This window comes from Corallococcus sp. RDP092CA, from assembly GCF_041903675.1.
GTDB lineage: Bacteria > Myxococcota > Myxococcia > Myxococcales > Myxococcaceae > Corallococcus.
This window is the reverse complement of record NZ_JAYESI010000021.1, coordinates 1-21,320: the sequence shown is the minus strand read 5'-3', so window position 1 is coordinate 21,320 and position 21,320 is coordinate 1. Positions and strand designations below refer to the sequence as shown.

At 70.3% G+C, this 21,320-nt stretch carries 18 protein-coding genes, 1 tRNA gene and 1 pseudogene; 14 read left to right on the top strand and 6 right to left on the bottom strand.

All coding sequences use genetic code 11. From position 1 onward, the window contains the following. Position 1: 1 nt before the first annotated feature. From U8525_RS21910 to U8525_RS21875, 8 genes are all read left to right on the top strand, one after another. Positions 2-3,412, top strand: coding sequence for a tetratricopeptide repeat protein (locus tag U8525_RS21910; RefSeq protein ID WP_374268238.1), 3,411 nt, complete (start codon positions 2-4; stop codon positions 3,410-3,412). Beyond that, entirely contained in the window at positions 3,409-4,749 is a 1,341-nt protein-coding gene (locus U8525_RS21905) for a tetratricopeptide repeat protein (protein WP_374268237.1), read from the top strand. Before U8525_RS21910 ends, U8525_RS21905 begins: the two co-directional genes overlap by 4 nt. 15 nt (positions 4,750-4,764) lie before the next feature. Next, complete coding sequence (locus tag U8525_RS21900; protein ID WP_374268236.1) at positions 4,765-5,046, top strand: hypothetical protein; 282 nt, start codon at positions 4,765-4,767, stop codon at positions 5,044-5,046. 4 nt (positions 5,047-5,050) lie between these two features. Further along, a complete protein-coding gene (locus U8525_RS21895) occupies positions 5,051-6,397 on the top strand; it encodes a TonB family protein (protein ID WP_374268235.1) in 1,347 nt (448 codons plus the stop codon). A 47-nt stretch (positions 6,398-6,444) separates the two neighbouring features. Continuing rightward, positions 6,445-6,891: a cyclic nucleotide-binding domain-containing protein gene (locus U8525_RS21890; RefSeq protein WP_374268234.1), complete on the top strand. Its 447-nt coding sequence runs from the start codon at positions 6,445-6,447 to the stop codon at positions 6,889-6,891. A 118-nt stretch (positions 6,892-7,009) separates the two neighbouring features. Next, entirely contained in the window at positions 7,010-7,573 is a 564-nt protein-coding gene (locus tag U8525_RS21885) for a hypothetical protein (protein WP_374268233.1), read from the top strand. 110 nt (positions 7,574-7,683) lie between these two features. Continuing rightward, complete coding sequence (locus U8525_RS21880; RefSeq protein WP_374268232.1) at positions 7,684-8,943, top strand: hypothetical protein; 1,260 nt, start codon at positions 7,684-7,686, stop codon at positions 8,941-8,943. A gap of 17 nt (positions 8,944-8,960) precedes the next feature. Further along, a complete protein-coding gene (locus U8525_RS21875; RefSeq protein ID WP_374268231.1) occupies positions 8,961-9,578 on the top strand; it encodes a polysaccharide biosynthesis/export family protein in 618 nt (205 codons plus the stop codon). Here U8525_RS21875 and U8525_RS21870 read toward each other — a convergent pair. From U8525_RS21870 to U8525_RS21845, 6 genes are all read right to left on the bottom strand, one after another. After that, the gene (locus tag U8525_RS21870; RefSeq protein WP_374268230.1) at positions 9,575-10,399 is read right to left on the bottom strand and encodes an inositol monophosphatase family protein; all 825 of its coding nucleotides are present in this window, start codon (positions 10,397-10,399) and stop codon (positions 9,575-9,577) included. The two genes, U8525_RS21875 and U8525_RS21870, sit on opposite strands and share 4 nt — an antisense overlap. A gap of 24 nt (positions 10,400-10,423) precedes the next feature. Continuing rightward, the gene (locus U8525_RS21865; RefSeq protein ID WP_374268229.1) at positions 10,424-11,008 is read right to left on the bottom strand and encodes a TlpA family protein disulfide reductase; all 585 of its coding nucleotides are present in this window, start codon (positions 11,006-11,008) and stop codon (positions 10,424-10,426) included. Between the two features lie 4 nt (positions 11,009-11,012). Beyond that, positions 11,013-12,482 (bottom strand): UDP-N-acetylmuramate:L-alanyl-gamma-D-glutamyl-meso-diaminopimelate ligase, encoded by a 1,470-nt coding sequence (gene mpl, locus U8525_RS21860; RefSeq protein WP_374268228.1) that lies wholly within the window; start codon positions 12,480-12,482, stop codon positions 11,013-11,015. 12 nt (positions 12,483-12,494) lie between these two features. Then, positions 12,495-13,658, bottom strand: coding sequence for a serine hydrolase domain-containing protein (locus U8525_RS21855; RefSeq protein WP_374268227.1), 1,164 nt, complete (start codon positions 13,656-13,658; stop codon positions 12,495-12,497). Further along, positions 13,655-14,569: an LD-carboxypeptidase gene (locus tag U8525_RS21850; protein ID WP_374268226.1), complete on the bottom strand. Its 915-nt coding sequence runs from the start codon at positions 14,567-14,569 to the stop codon at positions 13,655-13,657. The genes U8525_RS21855 and U8525_RS21850 overlap by 4 nt, the downstream gene beginning before the upstream one ends. Before the next feature lie 114 nt (positions 14,570-14,683). Then, positions 14,684-15,877 carry an RsmB/NOP family class I SAM-dependent RNA methyltransferase gene (locus U8525_RS21845; protein ID WP_374268225.1) on the bottom strand — a complete coding sequence of 398 codons (1,194 nt, stop codon included), beginning with the start codon at positions 15,875-15,877 and terminating at the stop codon, positions 14,684-14,686. Positions 15,878-16,018: 141 nt separating this feature from the next. Between U8525_RS21845 and U8525_RS21840 the strand changes: the two genes are divergently transcribed. The 6 genes and pseudogenes from U8525_RS21840 to U8525_RS21815 form a co-directional block, all read left to right on the top strand. After that, positions 16,019-16,091: transfer RNA gene (locus U8525_RS21840), tRNA-Asn, on the top strand. A gap of 794 nt (positions 16,092-16,885) precedes the next feature. Continuing rightward, entirely contained in the window at positions 16,886-17,506 is a 621-nt protein-coding gene (locus tag U8525_RS21835) for a hypothetical protein (RefSeq protein WP_374268224.1), read from the top strand. A gap of 8 nt (positions 17,507-17,514) precedes the next feature. Then, positions 17,515-18,048 carry a hypothetical protein gene (locus U8525_RS21830; protein WP_374268223.1) on the top strand — a complete coding sequence of 178 codons (534 nt, stop codon included), beginning with the start codon at positions 17,515-17,517 and terminating at the stop codon, positions 18,046-18,048. Between the two features lie 505 nt (positions 18,049-18,553). Beyond that, a complete protein-coding gene (locus tag U8525_RS21825) occupies positions 18,554-20,122 on the top strand; it encodes a DUF6923 family protein (protein WP_374268222.1) in 1,569 nt (522 codons plus the stop codon). Positions 20,123-20,142: 20 nt separating this feature from the next. After that, a complete protein-coding gene (locus U8525_RS21820) occupies positions 20,143-20,667 on the top strand; it encodes a hypothetical protein (protein WP_374268221.1) in 525 nt (174 codons plus the stop codon). A gap of 402 nt (positions 20,668-21,069) precedes the next feature. Beyond that, a pseudogene (locus tag U8525_RS21815) lies at positions 21,070-21,320 on the top strand (ISKra4 family transposase); the annotation flags it as partial.

Genomic DNA, 21,320 nt, shown 5'->3' with positions numbered 1-21,320 from the left:
CATGCGCCGCCCCGTCCTCGCCCTCTTCCTGGCCCTCGCGCCGCTGGCCTCGCACGCCGCGAAGGCCAGGGCTCCCAGCCAGGCCGCGAAGAAGGCCCCGCCTCCCGCCGCGCCCGCCGCTCCCGCGAAGGCCGAGGCCGAGCCCGTGCCCGCGCCCACCTCGCGCTACCTGGACGGCCTGGGCCACACGCCGGAGCAGGAGCAGCTGCTGCGCGACGTGAGCCGCGCGCTCGAGGCCTACGAGGCGGAGTCGCGCGACTTCCACCGCGAGGTGAAGCAGTTGGTGGAGCGGCGCTATCAGCAGAAGCGCGCGGCGCTCTCCAACGCCTACGAGAAGACGCTCACCGCGCTGGAGTCGCAGGAGCGCACGCAGCGGCTGGACGCCATCGCCCGCTTCGAGGACTTCCTGCGCCGCTATCCGGACGAGCCTCGCGCCACGCCGGACGTGATGTTCCGGCTGGCGGAGCTGTACTACGAGCGCTCCGCGGACGAGCACCAGCTGGCGCGCAAGGACTACGCGGAGCGCGTGCGCACGATGTCCGACGAGGCGATGGCGGACCTGCCGCCGGAGCCGGAGGTGGACTTCACGCCGTCCATCGGGCTGTACCGCACGCTCCTCGCGCGCTTCCCGGACTACAAGCTCAACGACGGCTCGCTGTACCTGCTGGCGTACTGCCTCAACGAACAGCACAAGGACGAGGAGAGCCTCGCCACCTACCAGCAGCTCACCACGCGCTACCCGAAGAGCCGCTTCGCCACCGACGCGTGGACGCGCATCGGCGAGTACTGGTTCGAGGACGAGTCCGACCCGGAGGCGCTGCGCAAGGCCGCGGAGGCGTACACCGCCGCCACGCGCGACACGGAGCACCGGTTCTACGACAAGGCCCGCTACAAGCTGGCCTGGACGTACTACCGCATGGACTGGTTCGAGGAGTCCGTGGACAGCTTCCTGCTGCTCATGGACCACTACCAGTCCCACCAGCAGTCCGGCAGCAAGGCGGACGAGGGCGACCTGCGCTCGGAGGCGCTCCAGTACATCGCGCTGTCGCTGGCGGACGAGGCGTGGGGCGGCGTCGCCAAGGCCCGCGAGCTCTTCGCGAAGCGCGGCGGCCGCCCCTACGAGGCGGAGGTGTACCGCAGGCTGGGCAACGTCTACTTCGACCAGCTCCGCAACGAGGACGCCATCGCGGCGTACCAGCAGGTGCTGACCACCGACCCGCTCACCGCGGACGCGCCGCGGCTTCAGCAGCGCATCGTCCAGGCCTACGAGCGCGACCGGCGCATGGACCTGTACGCGCGCGAGTCGGAGAAGCTGGCCAGCGACTACCTGCCCGGCGGCGCCTGGTACGAGAAGAACAAGGACGACCCGAACGCGCTGTCGCACGCGCAGACGCTCGCGGAGCAGAGCCTCTACTCCGCCGCCGCGTACCAGCACCAGCAGGCGCAGGCCTTCCAGAAGGAGGGCAAGGACGCGGAGGCCAAGGCCACCTACGCCGCCGCCGCGCGCGCCTACGGCACGTACCTGGAGCGCTTCCCGCGCAGCAAGACCGCGTACGCGATGCGCTTCTTCCACGCCGAGACCCTCTTCAACTCGGACGCGTATGGCGCGGCGGCGAAGGAGTACGCGGCCGTCCGCGACTCCAACCAGGACACCACCTACCGCGACGTGTCCGCGCACAACGCGGTGCTCGCCTGGAAGGCCCAGCTGGACGAGGACGTGAAGGCGGGCCGCGTCCCGGAGCGCAAGCCGCTGCGCGCCAGCGAGCGCCCCAAGGACAGCCCCCACGCGCCCGTGGCCCTGGCCGAGTCCGAGGCCGCGCTCGTGAAGGCGTCCGACGCCTACGTGGCGCTGCTGCCCAGGGAGGAGGCCGCGCCGGGCATCGCGTACCAGGCCGCGGAGCTGTTCTACACGCACGACGACTTCGCCCAGGCCCGCCCCCGCTTCGAGCGCGTGGTGCAGGCGTACCCGCGCAACCCGGTGGCCGGCTACGCCACCAACCTCATCATCGAGTCCTTCCTCGTCGACCAGGACTGGGAGCGCGTGGAGGAGGTCAGCGCGCGGCTCGCCAGCAACGCGCAGGTGGTGGACCCGGCCAGCGAGCAGTACCGCGAGCTGATGAAGTTCAAGCTCGCCGGCCGCTTCAACCTGGCGGATCAGCTGGCCACCCAGAAGCGCTACGACGAGGCGGCGAAGAAGTACCTCCAGCTGGTGGAGGAGGCGCCCCGCCACGAGTTCGCGGACAAGGCGCTCAACAACGCGGCGGTGGCGTACGAGGAGCTGCGCCGGTTCGACTCCGCGATGAAGCTCTACGAGCGCATCTACCGCGACTACCCGAAGTCGCCGTGGGCGCACACCGCGCTGTTCCGCGTGGCCCTGAACGCGCAGAAGTCCTACGACTTCGACAAGGCCGTCACCAGCTACCAGAAGCTGGTGAGGGACTACCCGAAGGCCGAGGAGCGCGAGGCGGCGCTCTACAACGCGGCGTCGCTGCTCGAAGGACAGCAGCGCTACGCGGAGGCCGCGGCCGCCTTCCAGCGCTGCGTGGAGCTGTACCCCCACGGGAAGAGCGCGCCGGAGAACCAGTACCGCGCCGCCCGCATCCTGGCGAAGCAGGGCGACACGAAGGGCGAGCTCAAGGCGCTGGAGGCCTTCGTCCGCAAGTTCGCCACCAAGGCGGATCAGGTGGAGCTGGTGGTGGACGCGAAGCGCCGCATGGGCGACGCGTGGAAGAAGCGCGGCAACGCGAAGGAGGCCCAGCGCGCGTACGCCAGCGCCGCGGATGAGTTCGACCGCCGCAAGCTGAAGCCGGACGCGCAGCCGCGCGCAGCCGAGGCCGCCGCCTACAGCCGCTTCCAGCTGGCGGAGCTGGAGTTCCAGCGCTTCGACGCGCTGAAGCTCAGCGGCGCCGGCAAGGCGCTGGAGAAGAGCTTCAACAAGAAGACCGAAGCCGTGAAGGCGGTGGATGCCGCGTACGCGAAGGTGCTGCCGTACAAGCAGCTGGAGTGGTCGCTCGCGTCGTTCTACCGGCGCGGCTACGCCCTGGAGCGCTTCGCCGCCACGCTGCTGGACGCGCCGGTGCCCCCGGAGGTGAAGCGCCTGGGGGACGACGCGGTGCTGACGTACCAGGACATGCTCACGCAGCGCACCGTGGCGCTGGAGGACCGCGCGGTGGAGAGCTACGCCGCCACGCTCAAGGAGGCGCGCAACAACCGCGTCTCCAACGAGTGGACGCGCCGCACGCTGGAGGCCCTCAACCGCTTCCGCCCCAAGGAGTACCCCGTCCTCAAGGAGGCCCGGGGGGCGCTCGCATCGGAGACCGTGTATCCGGACGGCCTGCTGGGCAGCCTCGCGGCGCCCGCGCGCGTCGACTCTGGCGCGGCGCCCCAGCTGACGGAAGGGGGCACGCCATGAACGCGGGCCGCGGGTTCGCCCTCACCGGGCTCGTGCTCTGGCTGTCCGCCTGCGCCTCCGGTCCGGAGACGCGCAAGGACGCGACGCTCGCCGGGCCGGCGGCCGGCCCCGCCACCGCGGTGAGCACGTCGCCGAAGGCCGGCGACGCGAAGCCGAAGCCGGAGCTGGCCCCCGTCGCGAGGTCGCTCGCCGGACCGGAGCGGGACTTCACCAGCGCGGTGGAGGTCGCCCGGCGCGGCGAGCTGACCATCGCGGAGACCGCGCTCAAGACGCTGCTGGAGAAGTCCCCGAAGCTGGGCCCCGCGTGGACGAACCTGGGCATCGTGCAGGAGCGCCAGGGCCGCTTCCCGGACGCGGAGCGCTCCTACCGCCAGGCGCTGGCGCTGGACCCGGACCAGGAGGCCGCGTGGGACTGCCTGGTGCGGCTGTCCGCGCGCACGGGCCGCGCGGCGTCGCTGGAGGCGGAGCTGCGCGAGGCGCTGGCCCAGCAGGACTCGGTGGCCCGGCGCACGGCGCTGGCGCTGAACCTGCTGCTCCAGAAGAAGCACACCGCCGCCGTCGCGGAGGCCCGCCGCGCGCTCCAGGCCAGCGAGCAGCACGTGCCCGCCATGCAGGTGCTCGCGCAGGTGTACGCCCGCGAGGGCAAGTACGAGCTGGCCTCCATGGTGCTCGGCAACGCGCTCGCCATCGACGCGCAGGACGCGGCCACCCTCAACGCCCTGGGCCTGGTGCACCTGGGCCTCAAGGAGCGCCCCCAGGCGCTGGAGCGCTTCCGTCAGGCCATCGCGCTCCGGCCGGACTTCGCCGAGGCGCGCAACAACCTGGGCACCCTCCTCAACGAGGGCGAGGACTACGCCGGCGCCCGCGTGGAGCTGGAGGCCGCCGTGAGGGCCGCGCCGGACTTCGCCGCCGCCCACCTCAACCTGGGCAACGCCTACCGCGGCGAGGGCGACTTCCCCCGCGCCCTGGCCGAGTACGAGCGCGTGCTCCAGCTCCAGCCCGACGCGCGGGACGCGTACTTCAACCTGGGCCTGCTCCACCTGGACCTGGAGCCCGCGGGCATGGACACCCTGGAGCGCCTCCAGAAGGCCGCGTCCTTCCTGAACCAGTACCAGGCGAAGGGCGGCACCGACGAGCGCACCGCTCAATACCTCAAGGACGCGCAGAAGGGCATCGACCGGGAGACCCGCCGCCGCGAGCGCGAACGGAAGGAGGGCCTCAAGAAGGCCGCCGAGGCCGCCAAGGCCCCCGAGGCAAACCCGACCCCCGCTCCGCCCCCAGGGCCCCCTGCACCGCGACCGGGCGGCTCGGGTAAGGTGTCCAAAGACGTCCGGTAGCCTCGACCTGAAGCCATGCGCCCCGCCCTCTTCCTGCTGCTGCTCGCCGTCGCCCGTCCGTCCTGGGCCGAGGACCCCGCGTCCACGAAGAAGGCGGCGGAGGGCGCGACGCCCGCGCCGGCCGCGAAGAAGCCGGCCAAGGCCATCCGCCTGGAGGCCATCAAGGTCGAGGGGCGCATCCAGAAGCCGGAGGCCTTCTATTTCCTCGACCGCTCCAAGCCGAGCTTCGACGACCTGAACCGCACGGAGAGCTTCGTGCCCAAGGTGGTCCAGAGCGTGCAGCAGGACCCCTTCTAGCGCCATGGCCCTTCAAACCCGCCCCAAGCTGCTGCGCGTCGGCGTCATCCAGGACGGGCGCATCGTCGAAGAGCACCACCTGCTCCACGACTCCGTCACCATCGGCGACGACGCGCGCAACACCATCGTCCTGCCCCCGGCCCAGGAGCGCCCGCCGCGCTTCAAGGTGCTGGAGAACCGCGGCCAGCAGTTCCACCTCATCATCGACGAGCACATGCAGGGCCGCATCAACCTGGGCTCGTCGGACGTGGACTTCGACGCGCTGCGCGCCCAGGGGCTCGCCACGCGCCGCGCGGACGACACCTTCGACCTGCCGCTGCAGGAGAGCGCCCGCGGCAAGGTGGACCTGCCGGAAGGCACCCTCTTCTTCCACTTCATCCCCGCGCCCCCGGAGGGCGCGAAGCCCGCGCTGCCCCCGGAGCTGAAGGCCAGCCCGTGGCGCACGGTGGACCGCCTCTTCGCCGGCATCCTGCTGGCGATGCTGGGGCTCTACGTGCTGAGCGTCGCGATCATCGCCGCCCAGCCCGCGCCGGTGGAGGCGGAGGTGGAGCTGGACCAGTTGGAAGACCGCTTCGTGCGCGCCATCATCCCGCCCCAGCCCGCGAAGGTGGAGGAGCCCAAGAAGGAGGGCCCCAGCGCGGAGAAGAAGCCGGAGGAGAAGGCGCCCTCGAAGAAGCCCACCCCCGCCGCCTCGGCGTCCGCGCCCGCCAACAGCGCGGAGCGCCGGCAGCAGGTGGAGGCCAAGGTCGCGGGCACCGGGCTCCTCAAGCTGCTGGGCGGCAAGGGCCCTGGTGACGGAGACGCCATCGCGGACGTGCTCGGGAGCGCCGGCAGCGGCGCCAACGTGGCGGAGGCGCTCGCGGGCGCGACGTCCGGCGGCGCCCTCGCGCTGGGCTCCGGCGGCGGCAACGGCATCGCCAATCCCCAGGGGGACACGGGCGGCAAGGTGGCGGCCATCGGCGCGACGCAGACGTCCGGCGCGGGCGCCGTGGACACGGGCCGCAAGCAGGTCGTCAAGGTGCCCCAGGTCGCGGACTCGGTGCCGGAGGTGGACAGCTCGGAGGTCAGCCCCAAGGAGCTGGCCCGCTTCATCCAGCGCATGAAGGCGTCCATCCAGCGCTGCTACGAGAAGGAGCTCAAGCGCGACCCCACCCTCAAGGGCAGGGTGATGGTCCGCTTCAACCTCAAGCCGGACGGCCGCGCGGGCAACGTGGAGGTGGAGGAGTCCACCCTGCGCTCCGAGGGCGTCAGCAGTTGCATCATCACCACCATCCGCGGCTGGAAGTTCCCTTTCCAACCGAGTGACGACGTCCCCGTCAGCTACCCGTTCATCTTCTCGCCAGGGGAATAGGCTCGACCTCCCGGATCTTCCGGAGGCACCGGAACCGCGGGGAGCACATGGAGAAGCTGGCCGTCATCGCCACATCCCCCCTCTTCGAGATGCTGGCCCCCGCCGAGCTGGCGCGGCTGGCGGAGCTGGCGCGGCTGTACCGGTACGCGCACGGCGAGGTGGTGTTCGAGGAGGGCGACCTGGGCGACAGCCTCTTCGTCATCGTCCGCGGCCAGGTGGAGGTGGTGCGCCGGGGGCCCGGCAACGCGGTGAAGCCCCTCACCGTCCTGGGCCCGCCGGAGTTCTTCGGGGAGATGGGCCTCATCGACAAGGACCACCGCTCCGCCACCGTGCGCGCCCTGGGCGAGGTGGAGCTGCTCCAGCTCACCGCGCAGGACTTGCGGACCTTCCGGCTGGCGCACGCGGACGGCTTCACCTTCATCGTCGTGAACATCGCGCGCAGCCTGTCCGCCCGCCTGCGCGAGGCCAACGCCCGCCTGGCGCCCCCCGAGTGAGCGCCGGCCGCCGCAAGCTGGACCCCAGGCCGATGGGGCATTGCGTTGACACCCCCTCCCCTCGCTCCTACGCTCGACCCCCGACGCTTGGAAGGGGCCGGAAGGACTCGTGACGCGCATGCGCACCCTGGGAATGCTCGCCGTGGTCGGGGGACTCATCACCTCCGGGATGGCGCTCGCGCAGACGCCCGCGCCGCCGCCCCGCCCCGCGCCGCCCGCGCTGGACAAGGCCGGCGAGGTGCCGGACAGCCAGAAGCTGGAGCGCAGCACGCAGGCCCTGGGCGGCATGCGCGAAGCGCTCCGCCAGGTCTTCGAGAAGGTCGAGGAGGCGCGGCGAACCAAGGACGTGGTGAAGCTCAACTGCGCCAACGAGAAGCTGACGCAGATCAAGGGCCTGCTGCGCATCTCCGAGCAGGCGGACGTGGCCCTCCAGGAGGCCGTCAGCAAGAGCGAGGCGGCGCCCGGCGAGCACGAGTTCACCAAGGTGATGATCGCCCAGCAGAAGGTGGGTCAGCTGCGCTCGGAGGCCGAGGAGTGCATCGGCCAGCTCGCCTTCCGCACCGACGAGAACCTCTTCGTGGAGGTGGAGGAGCCCGACAACCTGCCTGGTGGAGACCCCACGCGTCCCCCGCCGCCGTCGGACCTGGTGGTCCGGCCTCCTCCCGCGAGCCCCGTGGACTGAGTGGCTGGCCGCCTGCCCACCTTGCGCGCTCCGGGCCTGGAGCGTTTGTTCCGGTGCGGGAACCCGCGTGCTATGCCCGCCGTCTCACCACCTGGAGCGCCCCTGACACCATGACGCAGCCTGGGACATTCCGTCTGGCCCTCGGGGCCCTGGCGCTCGCGGCGATGCTGCCGGCGGGGGCGTCGGCGCAGGCCTTCGTGGGCGGACAGCCTCCGGGTGGCAACGGCCTCAAGGTGGGCAACGGGCGGCTGCACCCGACGCTGGACCTGGAGACGCGGCTGGACAGCGGCGTGGGCTACTTCCGCGACGCGGGCACCGGCCCCGTGTCCCCGGACCTGTCCGGAGAGCTGGCGCTGCACATCCGCCCCGGGCTGATGCTGGAGGTGCCGTCCCCCAAGCTGGCCATCGCGCTGCGCGGCAACCTGGACTACGTGGCCTACACGGGCCTGCTCACGGCGGGCTCGAGCGCGGCGTCGCACCTGGAGGGCGCGGCGGAGCTGGCGCTGCGGTTCGACCAGGAGAGCACGCTGTCCGTGGAGGTGGGCGACGAGCTGACGCGCTCGGACCGCACGCGCACGGCGGCGCTGGGCGCGGGCGTCCTCAGCCTCTTCAACGAGGCGCGCGTGAAGGCGCAGTGGAAGCCCGGCGGCGGCGCGCTGGAGGTGACGCCGTCGCTGGCGTACGCGATGGAGTTCTTCGAGCCCCTGGGCGGCGTGACGCCCGTGGGCTGCACCGACGCCGCCTGCGATCCGCTGGCCGCCAGCCAGTTCAACTACGGCAACCTGCGGCTGGGCGCGGAGGGCCGCTGGCGCTTCCTGCCCAAGACGGCGGTGGTGGTGGACACCGGCCTGGAGTACCGGGGCTACTTCAACGACACCACCACGCCGGGCGCGGCCATCCTGCACGCCATGGCGGGCGTGTCCGGCCTCGTGTCCCCGCGCATCACCCTGACGGCGAAGGCCGGCTGGAGCCAGAACCTGGGCTCGAGCGGCGGCGGCACGGCGGTGGGCCAGGTCGAGGGCACGTACCTCTGGGGCCCGTCGCTCACCGTGAAGGGCGGCTACCTGCGCGCCTTCGAGCCGGTGGCCTCCTACGGCACCTTCCGGGACGACCGCGTCTACGCGGAAGGACGCTCCGTCATGGGCAGCAAGCTCGCGCTGCACGCCATGGGCGCGCTGGACTTCCTCTCCTTCGCGGGCGGCCGCGGCGACACGCTGCTGACGCTGGACCTGGGGCCCGAGTACCAGATCCGCCCCTGGCTGGTGGGCGCGGTGGGCTACATGCTGGGCACCCGCTCTTCGTCGCTGGGCGCCGCCGGCCTCAACTACACCCGCCACGAAGGCTACGCGCGGGTGTCCGTCTCCTACTGAGGCCCTCTTCCGCGCCCATGCGTCCCTCGCGGCCCCGCGTCGTCCTCCCGGTCCTCCTGCTCGCGGTGCTGTCGGCGTGTCACGCGGACACGCGCCCGCCGCCCCCTCCGCCCACGCCGGCCGCGTCCACGGAGGCCGCGGCGACGTCCGGCGGCAACCTGGGCCCCGGTGACGTGGTGGAGGTGCGCGTCTTCCAGGAGCCCGAGCACTCCGGCACCTGGCGCGTGTCGCCGGAGGGCACCATCGACTATCCCCTGTGCGGCAAGGTGGCGCTGTCCGGCCGCACCGCCAGCGCCGCGGCGGACGCGCTGCGCGACTGCCTGGCGCGCTACCTGCGCCGCCCGCAGGTGTCGGTGCTGGTGCGGGAGTACAACTCGCAGAAGATCTTCGTCTTCGGCGAGGTGCAGAAGCCCGGCACCTTCCCCGTCACCGGCGAGGTGTCCATCATCCAGGCCATCACGCTGGCGGGGGGCTTCACCAAGCTGGCGGCGAAGAACAACACGCTCGTCACGCGCGTGGTGGACGGGCAGGAGCGCAAGATTCGCGTGCCCGTGGAGGACATCGGGGTGGGCCGCGAGCGCAACTTCCTGCTCCAGGCCGGCGACATCGTCTTCGTGCCGGAGAGCTTCTTCTAGGCGCGCGACGTCCAGCCGATCTCGTCCAGGAAGCGCTTCGCCTGGGCCATGAGCAGGGGCGCCAGGTTCGCGCCGCTCGCGAGCACGTCGCCCTTGCGCACATCGAAGGGCCGCCCGTCGATGTGCACGATGACGCCGCCGGCCTCCGCCACCAGCAGGCCGCCCGCGGCGATGTCCCAGGGCTTGAGGCCGAACTCGAAGTAGCCGTCGAAGCGGCCGGCCGCGACGTACGCCAGGTCCAGCGCGGCGCTGCCGGTGCGGCGCATGCCCTGCGCCAGGAGGATGAGCTGGGAGAAGAGGCCCACGGGCAGGTCCGGGCGCTCGCGCACGTCGTAGGGGAAGCCCGTGCACAGGAGCGCCCGCTCCAGCGTGTCCGTGGGGCTGGCCTTCAGGGGCACGCCGTTGAGCGTGGCGCCCTCGCCCTTCGCGGCGGAGAAGAGCTCGTCGCGCATGGGGTCGTAGACGGCGCCCGCCACGGTGCCCTCCGGCCCCTCCACCGCCACGCTGACGCAGAAGTGCGGCACCCGGTGCGAGTAGTTGGTGGTGCCGTCCAGCGGATCCACCACCCAGCGGAAGGTGTCGCTGCCCTGCGTCGCGCCGCTCTCCTCCGCGAGGACGGCGTGGCGCGGGTAGCGCGCCCGGAGGAAGTCCAGCAGCGCCTCCTCGGAGGCGCGGTCCGCGTCCGTCACCAGGTCGATGCCGCCCTTGAACTCGATGGTGCGGTGCTGCGGGAAGCGCTCGCGGAGGATGCGTCCGGCCATGCGGGCGCCCTCCTCCGCGGTGCGGCGCAGCGCGGCGGGCGTTTCCGGTTCGTGGGCCATGGGTGCGTGTCCCTCGGGTGCGCGCTAGGAGGCGGGCTCGGCGAGCAGCTGCTCGATCTCCGTCTGGAACTGCTGGAGGAACTCCTCGGCGAAGCCCTCGTGCACGTGGCGGATGACGCCCTTGCGGTCAATCAGGAAGGTGGTGGGCATCAGCCGCACCTTCAGCAGGCGCTCGGACACCAGCGCGTTGGCGTCCAGGAGGACGGGCAGCTCCACCTTCGCCTCCTCCAGGAAGGGCGGGATGGCGCGCACGTCCTCGTCCACGTTGAGCGCGTAGGCCTTGAAGCCCCGCGCGCCGTACTCCTTCTGGAGCTGCGCGTACATGGGCAGCGCGTCCTTGCAGGGCTCGCACCACGTGGCCCACACGTCCAAGAGGACGACCTGTCCCCGGTCGCTCTTCAGGTCATACGTCGAGTTGTCCGGGTAGCGCTTCACCTGGAAGGCCAGCGGCTGCCCCGGGGCCTGCGGTGACGACCGCAGGGCGGAGGCGCTGGAGCGAGGAGCGTCGCGGGTGCGGTCCGTGAGCGGGGGCAGCGACGAGGAGGGCGCCGCGGCGCAGCCCAGGGCGAACGCCAGGGCTCCCAGCGAGAGGAGGAACGGACGGCGCATGGCTTCAGGCTCCCTTCCCCGCCCGGACCTTCAGGGCAGTGAGCAGTTTGTCGATGAAGCCCCCGAAGGAGCCGTTGCTCATGACGAGCAGCACGTCACCGGCCTTCGCCTCGGACGCGACGCGGTCCACCAGCGTCTGCACGTCGGTGGCGCCGTCCGCGGCGATGCCCTGGCCCTTCAGCGCCTCGATGAGCCTGGGGACGTTGAGCTCCTCGCCCTCGGGCACCTTGTCGTGGCGCTCGGGCACCTTGAGGCTGGCGCGCGCGGCGCCGGGGAAGGCGTGCGCGTAGTCCTCCTGGTGGATGTTGCGGCGGCTGGTGTTGGAGCGCGGCTCGAAGATGGCCCACAGGCGCCGGTCCGGGTAGCGGTGGCGGATGGCGGCGATGGTCTCCCGCACGGCGGTGGGGTGGTGCGCGAAGTCGTCCACCACGAGCACGCCGTCCACCTCGCCGCGCACCTCCTGCCGGCGCTTCACGCCCTGGAAGGAGGACAGGCCCTGCTGGATTTCGGCGAAGGTGAGGCCCAGGCCGCGCGCGGCGGCGATGACCGCGAGCGCGTTCTCCACGTTGTGCGCGCCGGACAGGGGCAGCGTCACGGTGCCCAGGTCCTGGCCCCTCTCGATGACGTTGAAGCGCGCGCCCTCCGGGCCGAAGGAGAGCTGCCTCGGCGTGTAGTCCGCGTCCGCGCCCTCCCGGGCCACGTAGGTGTGGACGGGCGCGGCGCCGCCGCGCGCGATGCGCACGGCGTTGGGGTACGCGGCGCAGACGACGAGCTGGCCGTCCGTGGGCACCAGGCGCACGAACTTCTCGAAGGTGGCCTCGTAGTGGGGCAGGTCGCGGAAGATGTCCGCGTGGTCGAACTCCACGCTGGTGATGATGGCGGTGCGCGGGCGGTAGTGGAGGAACTTGGAGCCCTTGTCCCAGTAGGCGGTGTCGTACTCGTCGCCCTCGACGACGAAGTGCGGGCCCCTCCCCACGCGGTAGTTGCCTGAGTAGTTCTGGGTGACGCCGCCCACGAGGAAGCTGGGGTCCCGGCCCGCGGCCACCAGCACGTGGGCCATGAGCGAGGACGTCGTCGTCTTCCCGTGCGTGCCGGCGACGACGACGGAGTGCGAGCGGTCCAGGAAGAGCGTGCCCAGGGCGGCGGGGAAGCTCATCTGCTTGAGGCCCCGCTCGCGCACGGCGGTGGCCTCCGGGTTCACGCGGCGGATGACGTTGCCGATGATGACCAGGTCCGGCTTCGCGGCGTCCAGGTTGGCGGGCGCGTAGGGCGTGCTGACGGGGATGCCCCACGTCCGGAGCATGTCGCTCATGGGCGGGTAGACGTTCTCGTCGCTGCCGGTGACGTCGTAGCCGGCGGCCTTGAGCATGCCGGCGAAGGAGCCCATGCCCGTGCCGGCCACGCCCACCAGGTGGATGCGGCGCACGGACTTCGGGTCGAGGGTGTCGAGGACGTTGCCGTTGTCGTCAGCCATGCTGCGGTTTCCTCAGGGGAGGACGTGGAGGTCGAGCGCCTCCACGACGAGCTCGTGGAAGGCGGGGCGGAAGTCGCGGATGCGCAGGTCCTGACGGCCCTGGGCCACGCGGTTGGTGATGAGCGCGACGACGAGCGAGCGCCGCAGGTCCACCCAGAGGCTGGTGCCGGTGAAGCCCAGGTGGCCCACCGCGCCCGGCGGCGTGTCGCCGATGAAGCGGCCCGCGCTGGAGTAGCCCTTCGACGGCGAGTCGAAGCCCATGGAGCGCGTGCTGCCCTCCACCAGCGGGTCGGTGGCGAGCGCGCGGTGCCACAGGGGCCCGGGGGCGATCGCGGAGTGCCGGCCCGCGGCGCCCTCCAGCACGGCCTGGCCGAAGCGGGCCACGTCCACGGCGGTGCCGAAGAGGCCCGCGTGTCCGGCGACGCCGTCCAGCACCCAGGCGTTGTCGTCGTCCACCTCACCCGGGCGGGACGGCTGGGACGGCACGTCCTTCCACAGCGACTCCTGGCCGGGGGCGGGCTCGCGGGGGCGCATGGCGCCGGTGGGGGCGGTGGCGCCGTCGGCGGGGAAGTCGGTGAGGCGGTGGAAGCGGGCCTGGAGGTCCAGCGGCTCCGCGACGTGGCGGTGGAAGAGCACGTCCAGCGGGGCGCCGCCGGCGCGGGCGAGGATGTCGCCGAGGAGGATGAAGCCCACGTCGCTGTACGCGGACTTCGAGCGCACGGGCGCGTCGAGCGGCGTGGCGGCGGCGGCGTGGAGGACGTCCGCGTGGACCTGGGCGCGGACGGACGCGGGGCAGGCGGCGTCGAGCAGCTCCGGGTGGGCCTTGAGGGCGTCCGCGAAGAACGGGACGAAGGGGGGCAGGCCGGAGCGGTGGTAGAGCAGATCCGCGACGGTGACGCCCGCGTCGCCCGCGGGCGAGCCGGGGAAGTAGCGGGACACGAGCGTGTCCGGGCCCACCTTGCCCTCGGTCCACAGGCGCAGGAAGAGCGCGGTGGTGGACAGGACCTTGGTGAGGGACGCGAGGTCGAAGCGCGTGTCGCCCTTCACGTCGCCGGCGACGCCGCCGAAGACCTGCACGCCCTTGTGGAGCACCACGGCCTGGGCGGCGGGGAAGATGCCCAGCGCCACGCCGTCGTCGAGCACGGCCTGGAGGTTGGCGATGGGGTGCTGGCTCATCCGGGGCTCACCGCGCCTTCGAGGAACGTGAGGCGCGCGGCATCCGCGTCCAGGCGCACGTGGGTGCCCAGGGCGACGGGGAAGTGGATGGGGCCATGGCCGATGGGGAAGCCCGCGGCGCACGGCAGCTTCGCGTCGCGCGCCAGCTCGCGGAGCACGTCCGCGCTGGAGTAGCTCGCGTCCCGCTCCTCGCAGGCGGTGAAGTCTCCCAGGACGATGCCGCGCACGCGGGAGAAGACACCGGCGAGCCGCAGGTGGGTCCACATGCGGTCGATGCGGTAGGGGCGCTCGGTGACGTCCTCCAGGAGGAGCACGGCGCCGTCGAGCGGCGGCAGGTACGGCGTGCCCAGGAGCCGGGAGAAGACGGACAGGTTGCCGCCCACGAGGACGCCCTCGGCGGAGCCGGGGACGTAGGTGGCGTTGCCGGTGAGGGGCGGCGGGGCCTCCGGGGATTCGAGCAGGCGGAAGAAGGCGTCGTGGACCTGCGACGACTGGCGGCCCAGCTGCGTGAGGACGGGCGCGTGGAAGGACACGCGGTGCAGGGCCTGGAGCGCGCAGTGGATGGACGTGAGGTCGGAGAAGCCGGTGAAGGAGACGGGGCCGGCCTTGTCGAGCGGCAGCTCCGGCAGGAGGCGCGCGCTGCCATAGCCGCCGCGGGCGCAGAAGATGGCGCGGGTGGAGCGGTCGAGGAGCGCGTGGGACAGCTCCTCCTGGCGGCGGGCGTCGTCGCCGGCGAGGTAGCGATGCGAGGCGCCGATGTCGGGTCGGACGACGGGGGTGTAGCGCTCGGAGAGGATGCGCAGGCCGGCCTCGAAGGGGGCCTGTTCGAAGGGGCCCGCGGGGGCGACGACCTGCACCGTGTCGCGGGGACGGAGCGGAAGGGGCTTGAGCCAACGCACGCAGCGCTTCATAGCACCCGGTGCCAGGGCCACGCGGTGTTTCAGGGAGCCCGGGGCCCGAAGCGTTGAGTACCGCGGGACGGAGGCACGAGGCCCCCTGGAGCGCTCGTCCGCCCGCTGGCCGCCCTACCCCTTCGGGTCGCGCTCGAGGACGGCCGCGAAGAACCCGTCCGTGCCGTGCCGGTGTGGGGTGACGAAGAGGAACCCGTCCTGGAGGCACGCGTCCGGAAGCCATCCGGCGCCCGGCCGCACCGCGTGGAAGTCGGGATGGGAGCGGAGGAAGTCCACGACCACGTCCTGGTTCTCCGCGCGGTTGACGGTGCAGGTCGCGTAGACGACCCGGCCGCCGGGGCGCACCACGTCCGCGGCCCGGGCGAGGATGTCCCGCTGGACGGCGGTGAACCGGGAGAGCGAGTCCGGGGTGAGCCGGAAGCGGAGATCCGGCCCCCGGCGGAGCGAGCCCAGCTCGGAGCAGGGCACATCCGCGAGGACGCGGTCGGCGTCGAGGCCGGGTGACGGAGGCGTCCGGAGCACCTGGACGCGGGTGAGGGCGGCGCGGGAGGCGCGTTGCTGGAGCCGGTCCAGCCGTTCCGCATCCGGGTCGTAGGCCAGCAGCCGGCCGGAGTCCCTCATGGCCGCGCCCAGTTGGAGCGTCTTGCCCCCTGCCCCGGCGCAGAGGTCGACCACGGTCTCCCCGGGGCGGGCCTCCACGAGGAGCCCCAGGAGCTGGCTGCCCTCGTCCTGGACCTCGAACAGGCCTTCACGGAGGGACGACAGGGCGTAGAGGTTCGGCCGGGGCCCCTCGACATGAAGGGCCAGCGGGCTCCAGGCGCCAGGGCGGGTCGAGACGCCCTCGGAGGCCAGGCGCGCGGCGAGGGCCTCCCGGGAGAGGCGGGCGGGGTTCACCCGGAGCGTGATGGGGCCCGGGACGTTGAGGTGCGCGCAGAAGTCCTCCGCCTCCGTCCCCAGCTCACGGGAGAAGTGGTCCGCGAGCCAGTCCGGCAGCGAGGCCCGGAGCGCGAGCGACGGAGGCGTCCCGGTCCGCAGGGGAACCGGAGCCGCAAGCCCCGCCCACGACGCGGCGTCCGAGGCGGGAACGCCCACCAGGCCATGCATGAGCGCGAAGAGGAGCGCGGAGGGAGGCGCGTCCGGCGAGTCCAGGAGGAACCCCAGGCGGCGGCGCCAGAGGCCCACGTTGAAGACGGCCTCCTTCAGCGCCTGGCGCCCCTCGCGGGACAGGTCGCGGTGGGCACGCAGGGTCCGGTCGAGGACGCGCTCGGCGGGGTCGCCCGAGAGGACGCGAGCAAGCGCATCGGACACGACGGAGCTCAGGCCCTGAAGGGCGGACCAGGGCTGCGAAGTAAGCCGGGAGATCGGATCGAACAGGACAGTTGACAGGGCAGGCTCGGTTCTCTAGAAGTCGCATCCGTCACGGCAACGCACCGCCGCGACGGGACATCTTCCCCGATAGCTCAGCTGGTAGAGCGGGTGACTGTTAATCACCATGTCCGTGGTTCGAGTCCACGTCGGGGAGCTACTTGAAGGGCCCTACCAACCGGTAGGGCCCTTTTTGTTTAACAAGGGCCTCGCGATGATATCGCGGGGCCTTCGTGCTTAAGCCGCTGAATCCCAAGGGATTTTTCCTCGCGGTGCTGAAGAGGGCGCTCTCGGCTCTCTACCCCGTAGAGCGAGATGCCCCTCTTCTCCGCCGCCGATTGGGCTCTCTGGACCGCTCTTTCACCTGTTTTGGGGAGAGAGAGGCCGAGAGTGGTTAACAGGTGCTGTTAACCGTTGGGGGTGGCGGTTAACAACATTCCCCCGGAGACCCGCTCTTTCCGCTCTGAGGTTTCTGGGAGAGCGTCTCTCTCTGGTTTCTGGTCGCGTCTCTTACCTGCTTTGCTGGACCCGGAGGGGGCGGCACAAGGTCGGGGAGAGCCCTCGCAATCGATACTCAAAGTGAAGCCACCCGCGGATGGCTCGGATCAACCGTCGCCGCCGCCACTTCACGGGGAGTGCTTGCCCCGCCACGTAGGGCGGTCGGCACTCCGGTCCAGAGCGCCCCAAGAGTCTCCGAGAGCGCCAAGAGGCCGATGAACGCTGGCCCAGCCCCTCCGCCTGGAGCGGCCGTGTCACACGGGAGCGCAGCGCCACCAGCGGCGCCTGGGCACGCCCCCTGTGACGAGCGGGCAGGCCACGAGGAAGGACCGCCACCACGCGCAATACGCGCGCCCTGACGTGCGCGACAAGGCATGGGTTTCCACGCAGTTTTCGAGCGGAGCATGGACTGCTACCTTCGCCGTTTTTTCACAGCACGCGGAGGGGACATCCATGGCGGAAGGCAGCCTGCTGAACCTCATCACACTGGGCTACGCCGGTCGGTATGAGGCAGCGGCCACTCGGGCGGAAGGCATGAGCAGCGCGCTTCACGCCATCGAACGCGAGACCCAAGGCCAGGCGGAGTTGCTCGCTCGAATCGAGAAGCGCCTCGCCGCGGGCGAAGCCCTGGTGGAGATTGCCCAGCTTGCCGACAGGCAGGTCTTCGTGACGCGACTTCAACGGCGCGGCGCGGTGGACCATTACCTGTACGAGGCGGACACCGGACGCTCCGAGAGGCCAGCGCTCGCCTTCGTCGGCACGTTCGACGATGACGCTGTGACGCTGAACGAAATCGCCTGCAACGAGAAGCGCTGCCACCCAGACCACGGGCCGCTACTCCTCAAGCACCTCGAGACATTCGCTCGAGCACAGGGGCTCAGAGACATTCGCGGAACCCCGCGTCCCGCGGACTGGCGTCATGGCCACATCCCAGAAACCTTCAAGGTGGCTCATGCGATTCAGCCTGAGCACCGCCCGACTCCGGAGGCCCCCCCCTACCTCTGCGTCGACGCCGTCGCCGGGGACAGCTGCGTGAGGCCGCCGCGACCTGGCCGCCCGATACGTTCCGTTTGAGGACGCTGATGCAGGACTTCCAGCAGCAGACAGCGACCGCTGTCTGGAAGGAGCGGCGCCGGCTCGACATCCGGACCGCACGAGAGGAGGTCTCGCCTGCGGCCATCGATACCTTCGTTCAGAACCTCATCAACTCACAGGCGACCGTAGTCGGCCTCATGCGGGACCGGACGCTCGTCGACAACCTCCAGGAGACTCGCCCGCTGGCGTTCCGCTTCAGACTCAACGGGCGAATCGAAAAGCTGGAGCTGCTGCTGCTCGCGAAGCATTCGGCCTGGCGCACCATGGGGATGGCGCATGTCCATCTCCCTGAACTCGCCAAGGGAGGACAGCGAGCGAAGGCCACACCTGCGCGCAGACCCGTCGCGGATCCGCGCCCTTTCCTTCCCTCCATCGGAAAGCCGCTCGTCCTCGTGCTTCGTAACGGAATGGTGCTGCACCTACCACTGCTGACCGTGGGGCCGTTTGACCTTCTTCTCGGCTGGTCGGGCAACGAGGTCCTCGTCCACCTGCACGCCATCACCTTTTGGGAGACAGCGTAGTCCTTCAGTGCTGGTTCGGAAGTCTCTGCGGGCCGCCTCCCGTTGACGCAACAGGATGAAGACTGCGAAGTCTTCCGAACTACAGCTTCAGCATGAGCCCTTCGGGCTTTCGAGTGTGCCGGCCGGCTGCGCCCCCCGCGCCCCCTCCAGCGATTTGAGGTGGCCCCGAAGAACGAGCCACGTCCTCCGGTAAATTCGTCATGGACGCATCCTCAGAATTTACTGCATCCCAGCAATTCCTTTGGATGACCCACCTGACACTTGCGCCCTCCGGGATGTGAGAGCCGCTGGCTGCAGTACATATCCATTACCCCACTCGCGCAGGGCCATGTCACATGGAAGTACATTTCCTCTCAACATATGGAAAGGCATTTCCCATGCATTGGCGCGCTCACTCCCGGGCTTCGGTGCCCGGATGGGGAGCCACACAATGAAATGCGGATGGTTGGGAGTCTTTTTTGGAGGGGCGCTGTGTGCGCCAGCAGCATGGGCGCATGATTTTCGCGTGGACAAACTGGTAAATGGGCAGAAGCAGGCGCTGGTCAACACCTACCCTGCCACGCTCGACTTCACGTTCGAGGTCACGAACATCCACCCGACGCTCCCTTCGGAGTTGCTGTCGGTAGCCGACCCGCTGTTGACAGACTGCACGTTCAGCCCGGCACCGCCCTTGACGGTGCCAGTGGGGCAGTCTGTCACGTACCAATGCCAATACACGGTGGATAGCTACGAAGCCTGCGTGGCGCTGGGCGGGCGCGACTCCAGCCCGGACACGCCCAATGAGGACGTCACCTTCACCAACGTCTTCACGGCGGGCTGGGACGTCGGCTCCAGCCAAAGTAGCGTCAACGTCAAGTGCGAGCAGGAGCACATCCTCTACTGCGACGACACCGTCTACATCTCCACGGCCTCGTCGAGCGACGCTGGGTTGCCCACGGGGCCGGCCCTCCTCTACATCTTCGACCCCACGGCTGGCACGCTGAGCCTCCAGGGCGAGACAAGCCTGCCGTACAACGCGCTCGCCTTCAACCACGTGGACAACTTCCTGTATGCCATTTCCTCGGATGGCCTTACCCAGCCGAGCTTCATCCGCCTGGACGCCAATGGCTCCGCCACCGTTATCGCGCCCCTCGTCACCGGCGCGTCAAACTCGGCCATCTGGGGCGCGGGCACCATCCTTCAGGACGGCACCTACCTGGGGTTCGAACGCGCGAGCAACCGGATGATTCGCGTCGACTCCACGACCGGCGCAGTGCTCTCCGAGGTGGTAGTGGGTGACCTCAGCACCTTCAGCCTGTCGGACTTCGCGGTGAACCCGCTGAACGGGCAAATCTACGGATTCAACGTCCTCTCCCAGCGACTCACCATCGTCGATCCGCTGACGGGGACGTTTTCGGACTACCCCCTCCCCGCCCTCATCGACGGTGTCCCCTCCGTCGACAACAACATGATCTCCGTCACCTTCACGACGACGGGACAGCTCTTCTTCTACGGCACCTCCAATGGGAGCACCCTCGCCAACACCTTCTACTCGGTGGACCTGGCCACGGGGAACCTGACCACGGTGAGCACGGGACCGACGACGCAGTTCGCGGACGGCGCCGTCTGCGCCTTCAACCTGCCTCCGGCGCCCTCACCTCGTCCGGTGACACGTGAGCGAGGCTTCTTCGGCTCAAGCGAGCAGGCCCTGTCTGAGTGCCTGGCCCCGGGGCCCATTACTCTGGCGAGCGGACTGGGAATGGTGAAAACCCAGGAGGAAGCACTGGGCGTGCTTTGGGCCCACCCCACCCTCTCCGCCGACGGACACCTCCGTTCGGATGCGCAGTCACTGGACGTGCGACTCGAGCGCGAATGGCTCACCGCCATCTGCAATGAGCGAGTCTTCGGCACCCAAGCCCCCGCGGTAACCGTGGGCGTGGGCGGGAGTTGGGGGCGCGTCCTTCGTGAAGAGGCGCTGCGACGACTGACGTCGCACAACCAGTCCGGGTTGAGGACTGCCGTGCCGCTGAGCAAGGCCTTCTGGAGACTGAATCCTATCTGGGGCATGTCGAATGCCCTGGAACCAAAGTTCTGAAAGCGGAGGGGGAAAAGAACATGAACATGAACACGAAGGCGATGGCGGTATGCGGCGTGCTCCTGATGATGGTGCTGGGGGCTTGCGGCGGAAGCGAGACCACTGTCCAGGTCGGAGTGGAGCCCGAGGGGGACCGGTTCGAGGTGCGCCTGCTGGGGCAGGACTCGGCGAAGTACGAGAAGTTGGTGTTGAGCCTGGGCACGGTTGAGGTCTCCACAGGAGGCAAGTCCGTGCACTTCCAGCCCGTCCACTCAGCGAGGCAGATGGACCTGGTGGAGAACCATGCACACCTGCTGGGGTACATGTACCTCCCTCATGACGCGGACACGGCGGACGTCACCATTCGCTTCGACGACACCGGTGCCTACCAGACGCCGGACTCAGCAGGACTCGTCCAGACGCGGACCGCCACCATCCAGTTCACCTCCAAGCGCTCTGACCTGGAGAAGCGTGGGCGCGCAGTCGTCCAGCTCCACCTGAAGGACAGCCTCTTCCAGGCCCGCAACGCGAAGGCACTGCTGCCAGCGACGTTCATCGCTCACTGACAACTGCACCCACCTGGGTTGGCATGAGCGCTGTGCCTACCCAAAATTCAGTCGCTGCGTCATGAGTGCGTCAAAACGTGCGTCATGACGTGAGCGATGCGAATGACGAGCCGCTGGGGCCTCCCTTCCGTTTGATAGAGGTCGGAATTATGCCCGGCTCAGACGCCTCAACACTTCTCTGCCTGCGTGTGGACACTCCCCGCCCTTCCTGCGAACGCAGGTAGGCCGGTGCAGCACGCGCGGGTCTACGAGGGTGTTGTTGGAAAGACCGCGACTCTACGCAGCGCGGCGCTCGTACCTATGGTGGAGCCCGAATACTGGGTGTGGATCTGATCCTGAGCATCGCCTGAGCGAAAGCGCGGGTTGGCGGGAGCAGGCCAAGGCGTGGGAGAAATCCCGGCCATGGTGAAGGTGACGCTGGAAGTGCCCGAGGAGGTCGCCGCGCTGCTCAAGGCCATGGAGGCCAAGCTGCAGGCGGAGGCGAAGGCAGCTCGAGAGTTCGAGCCGGTAGACCCGGAAGGGGCGTTGCGCGGCATTGACATGGCGGCTGAGGCGCTGTCGCTCGAAGGCAAGCGGAGGTTGCTTCAAAGCTACGACGCCGACGCCCCCCGCCTCCTCATCGACAGCGCTCCCTGCGTGCGCGTCGGCCGGTA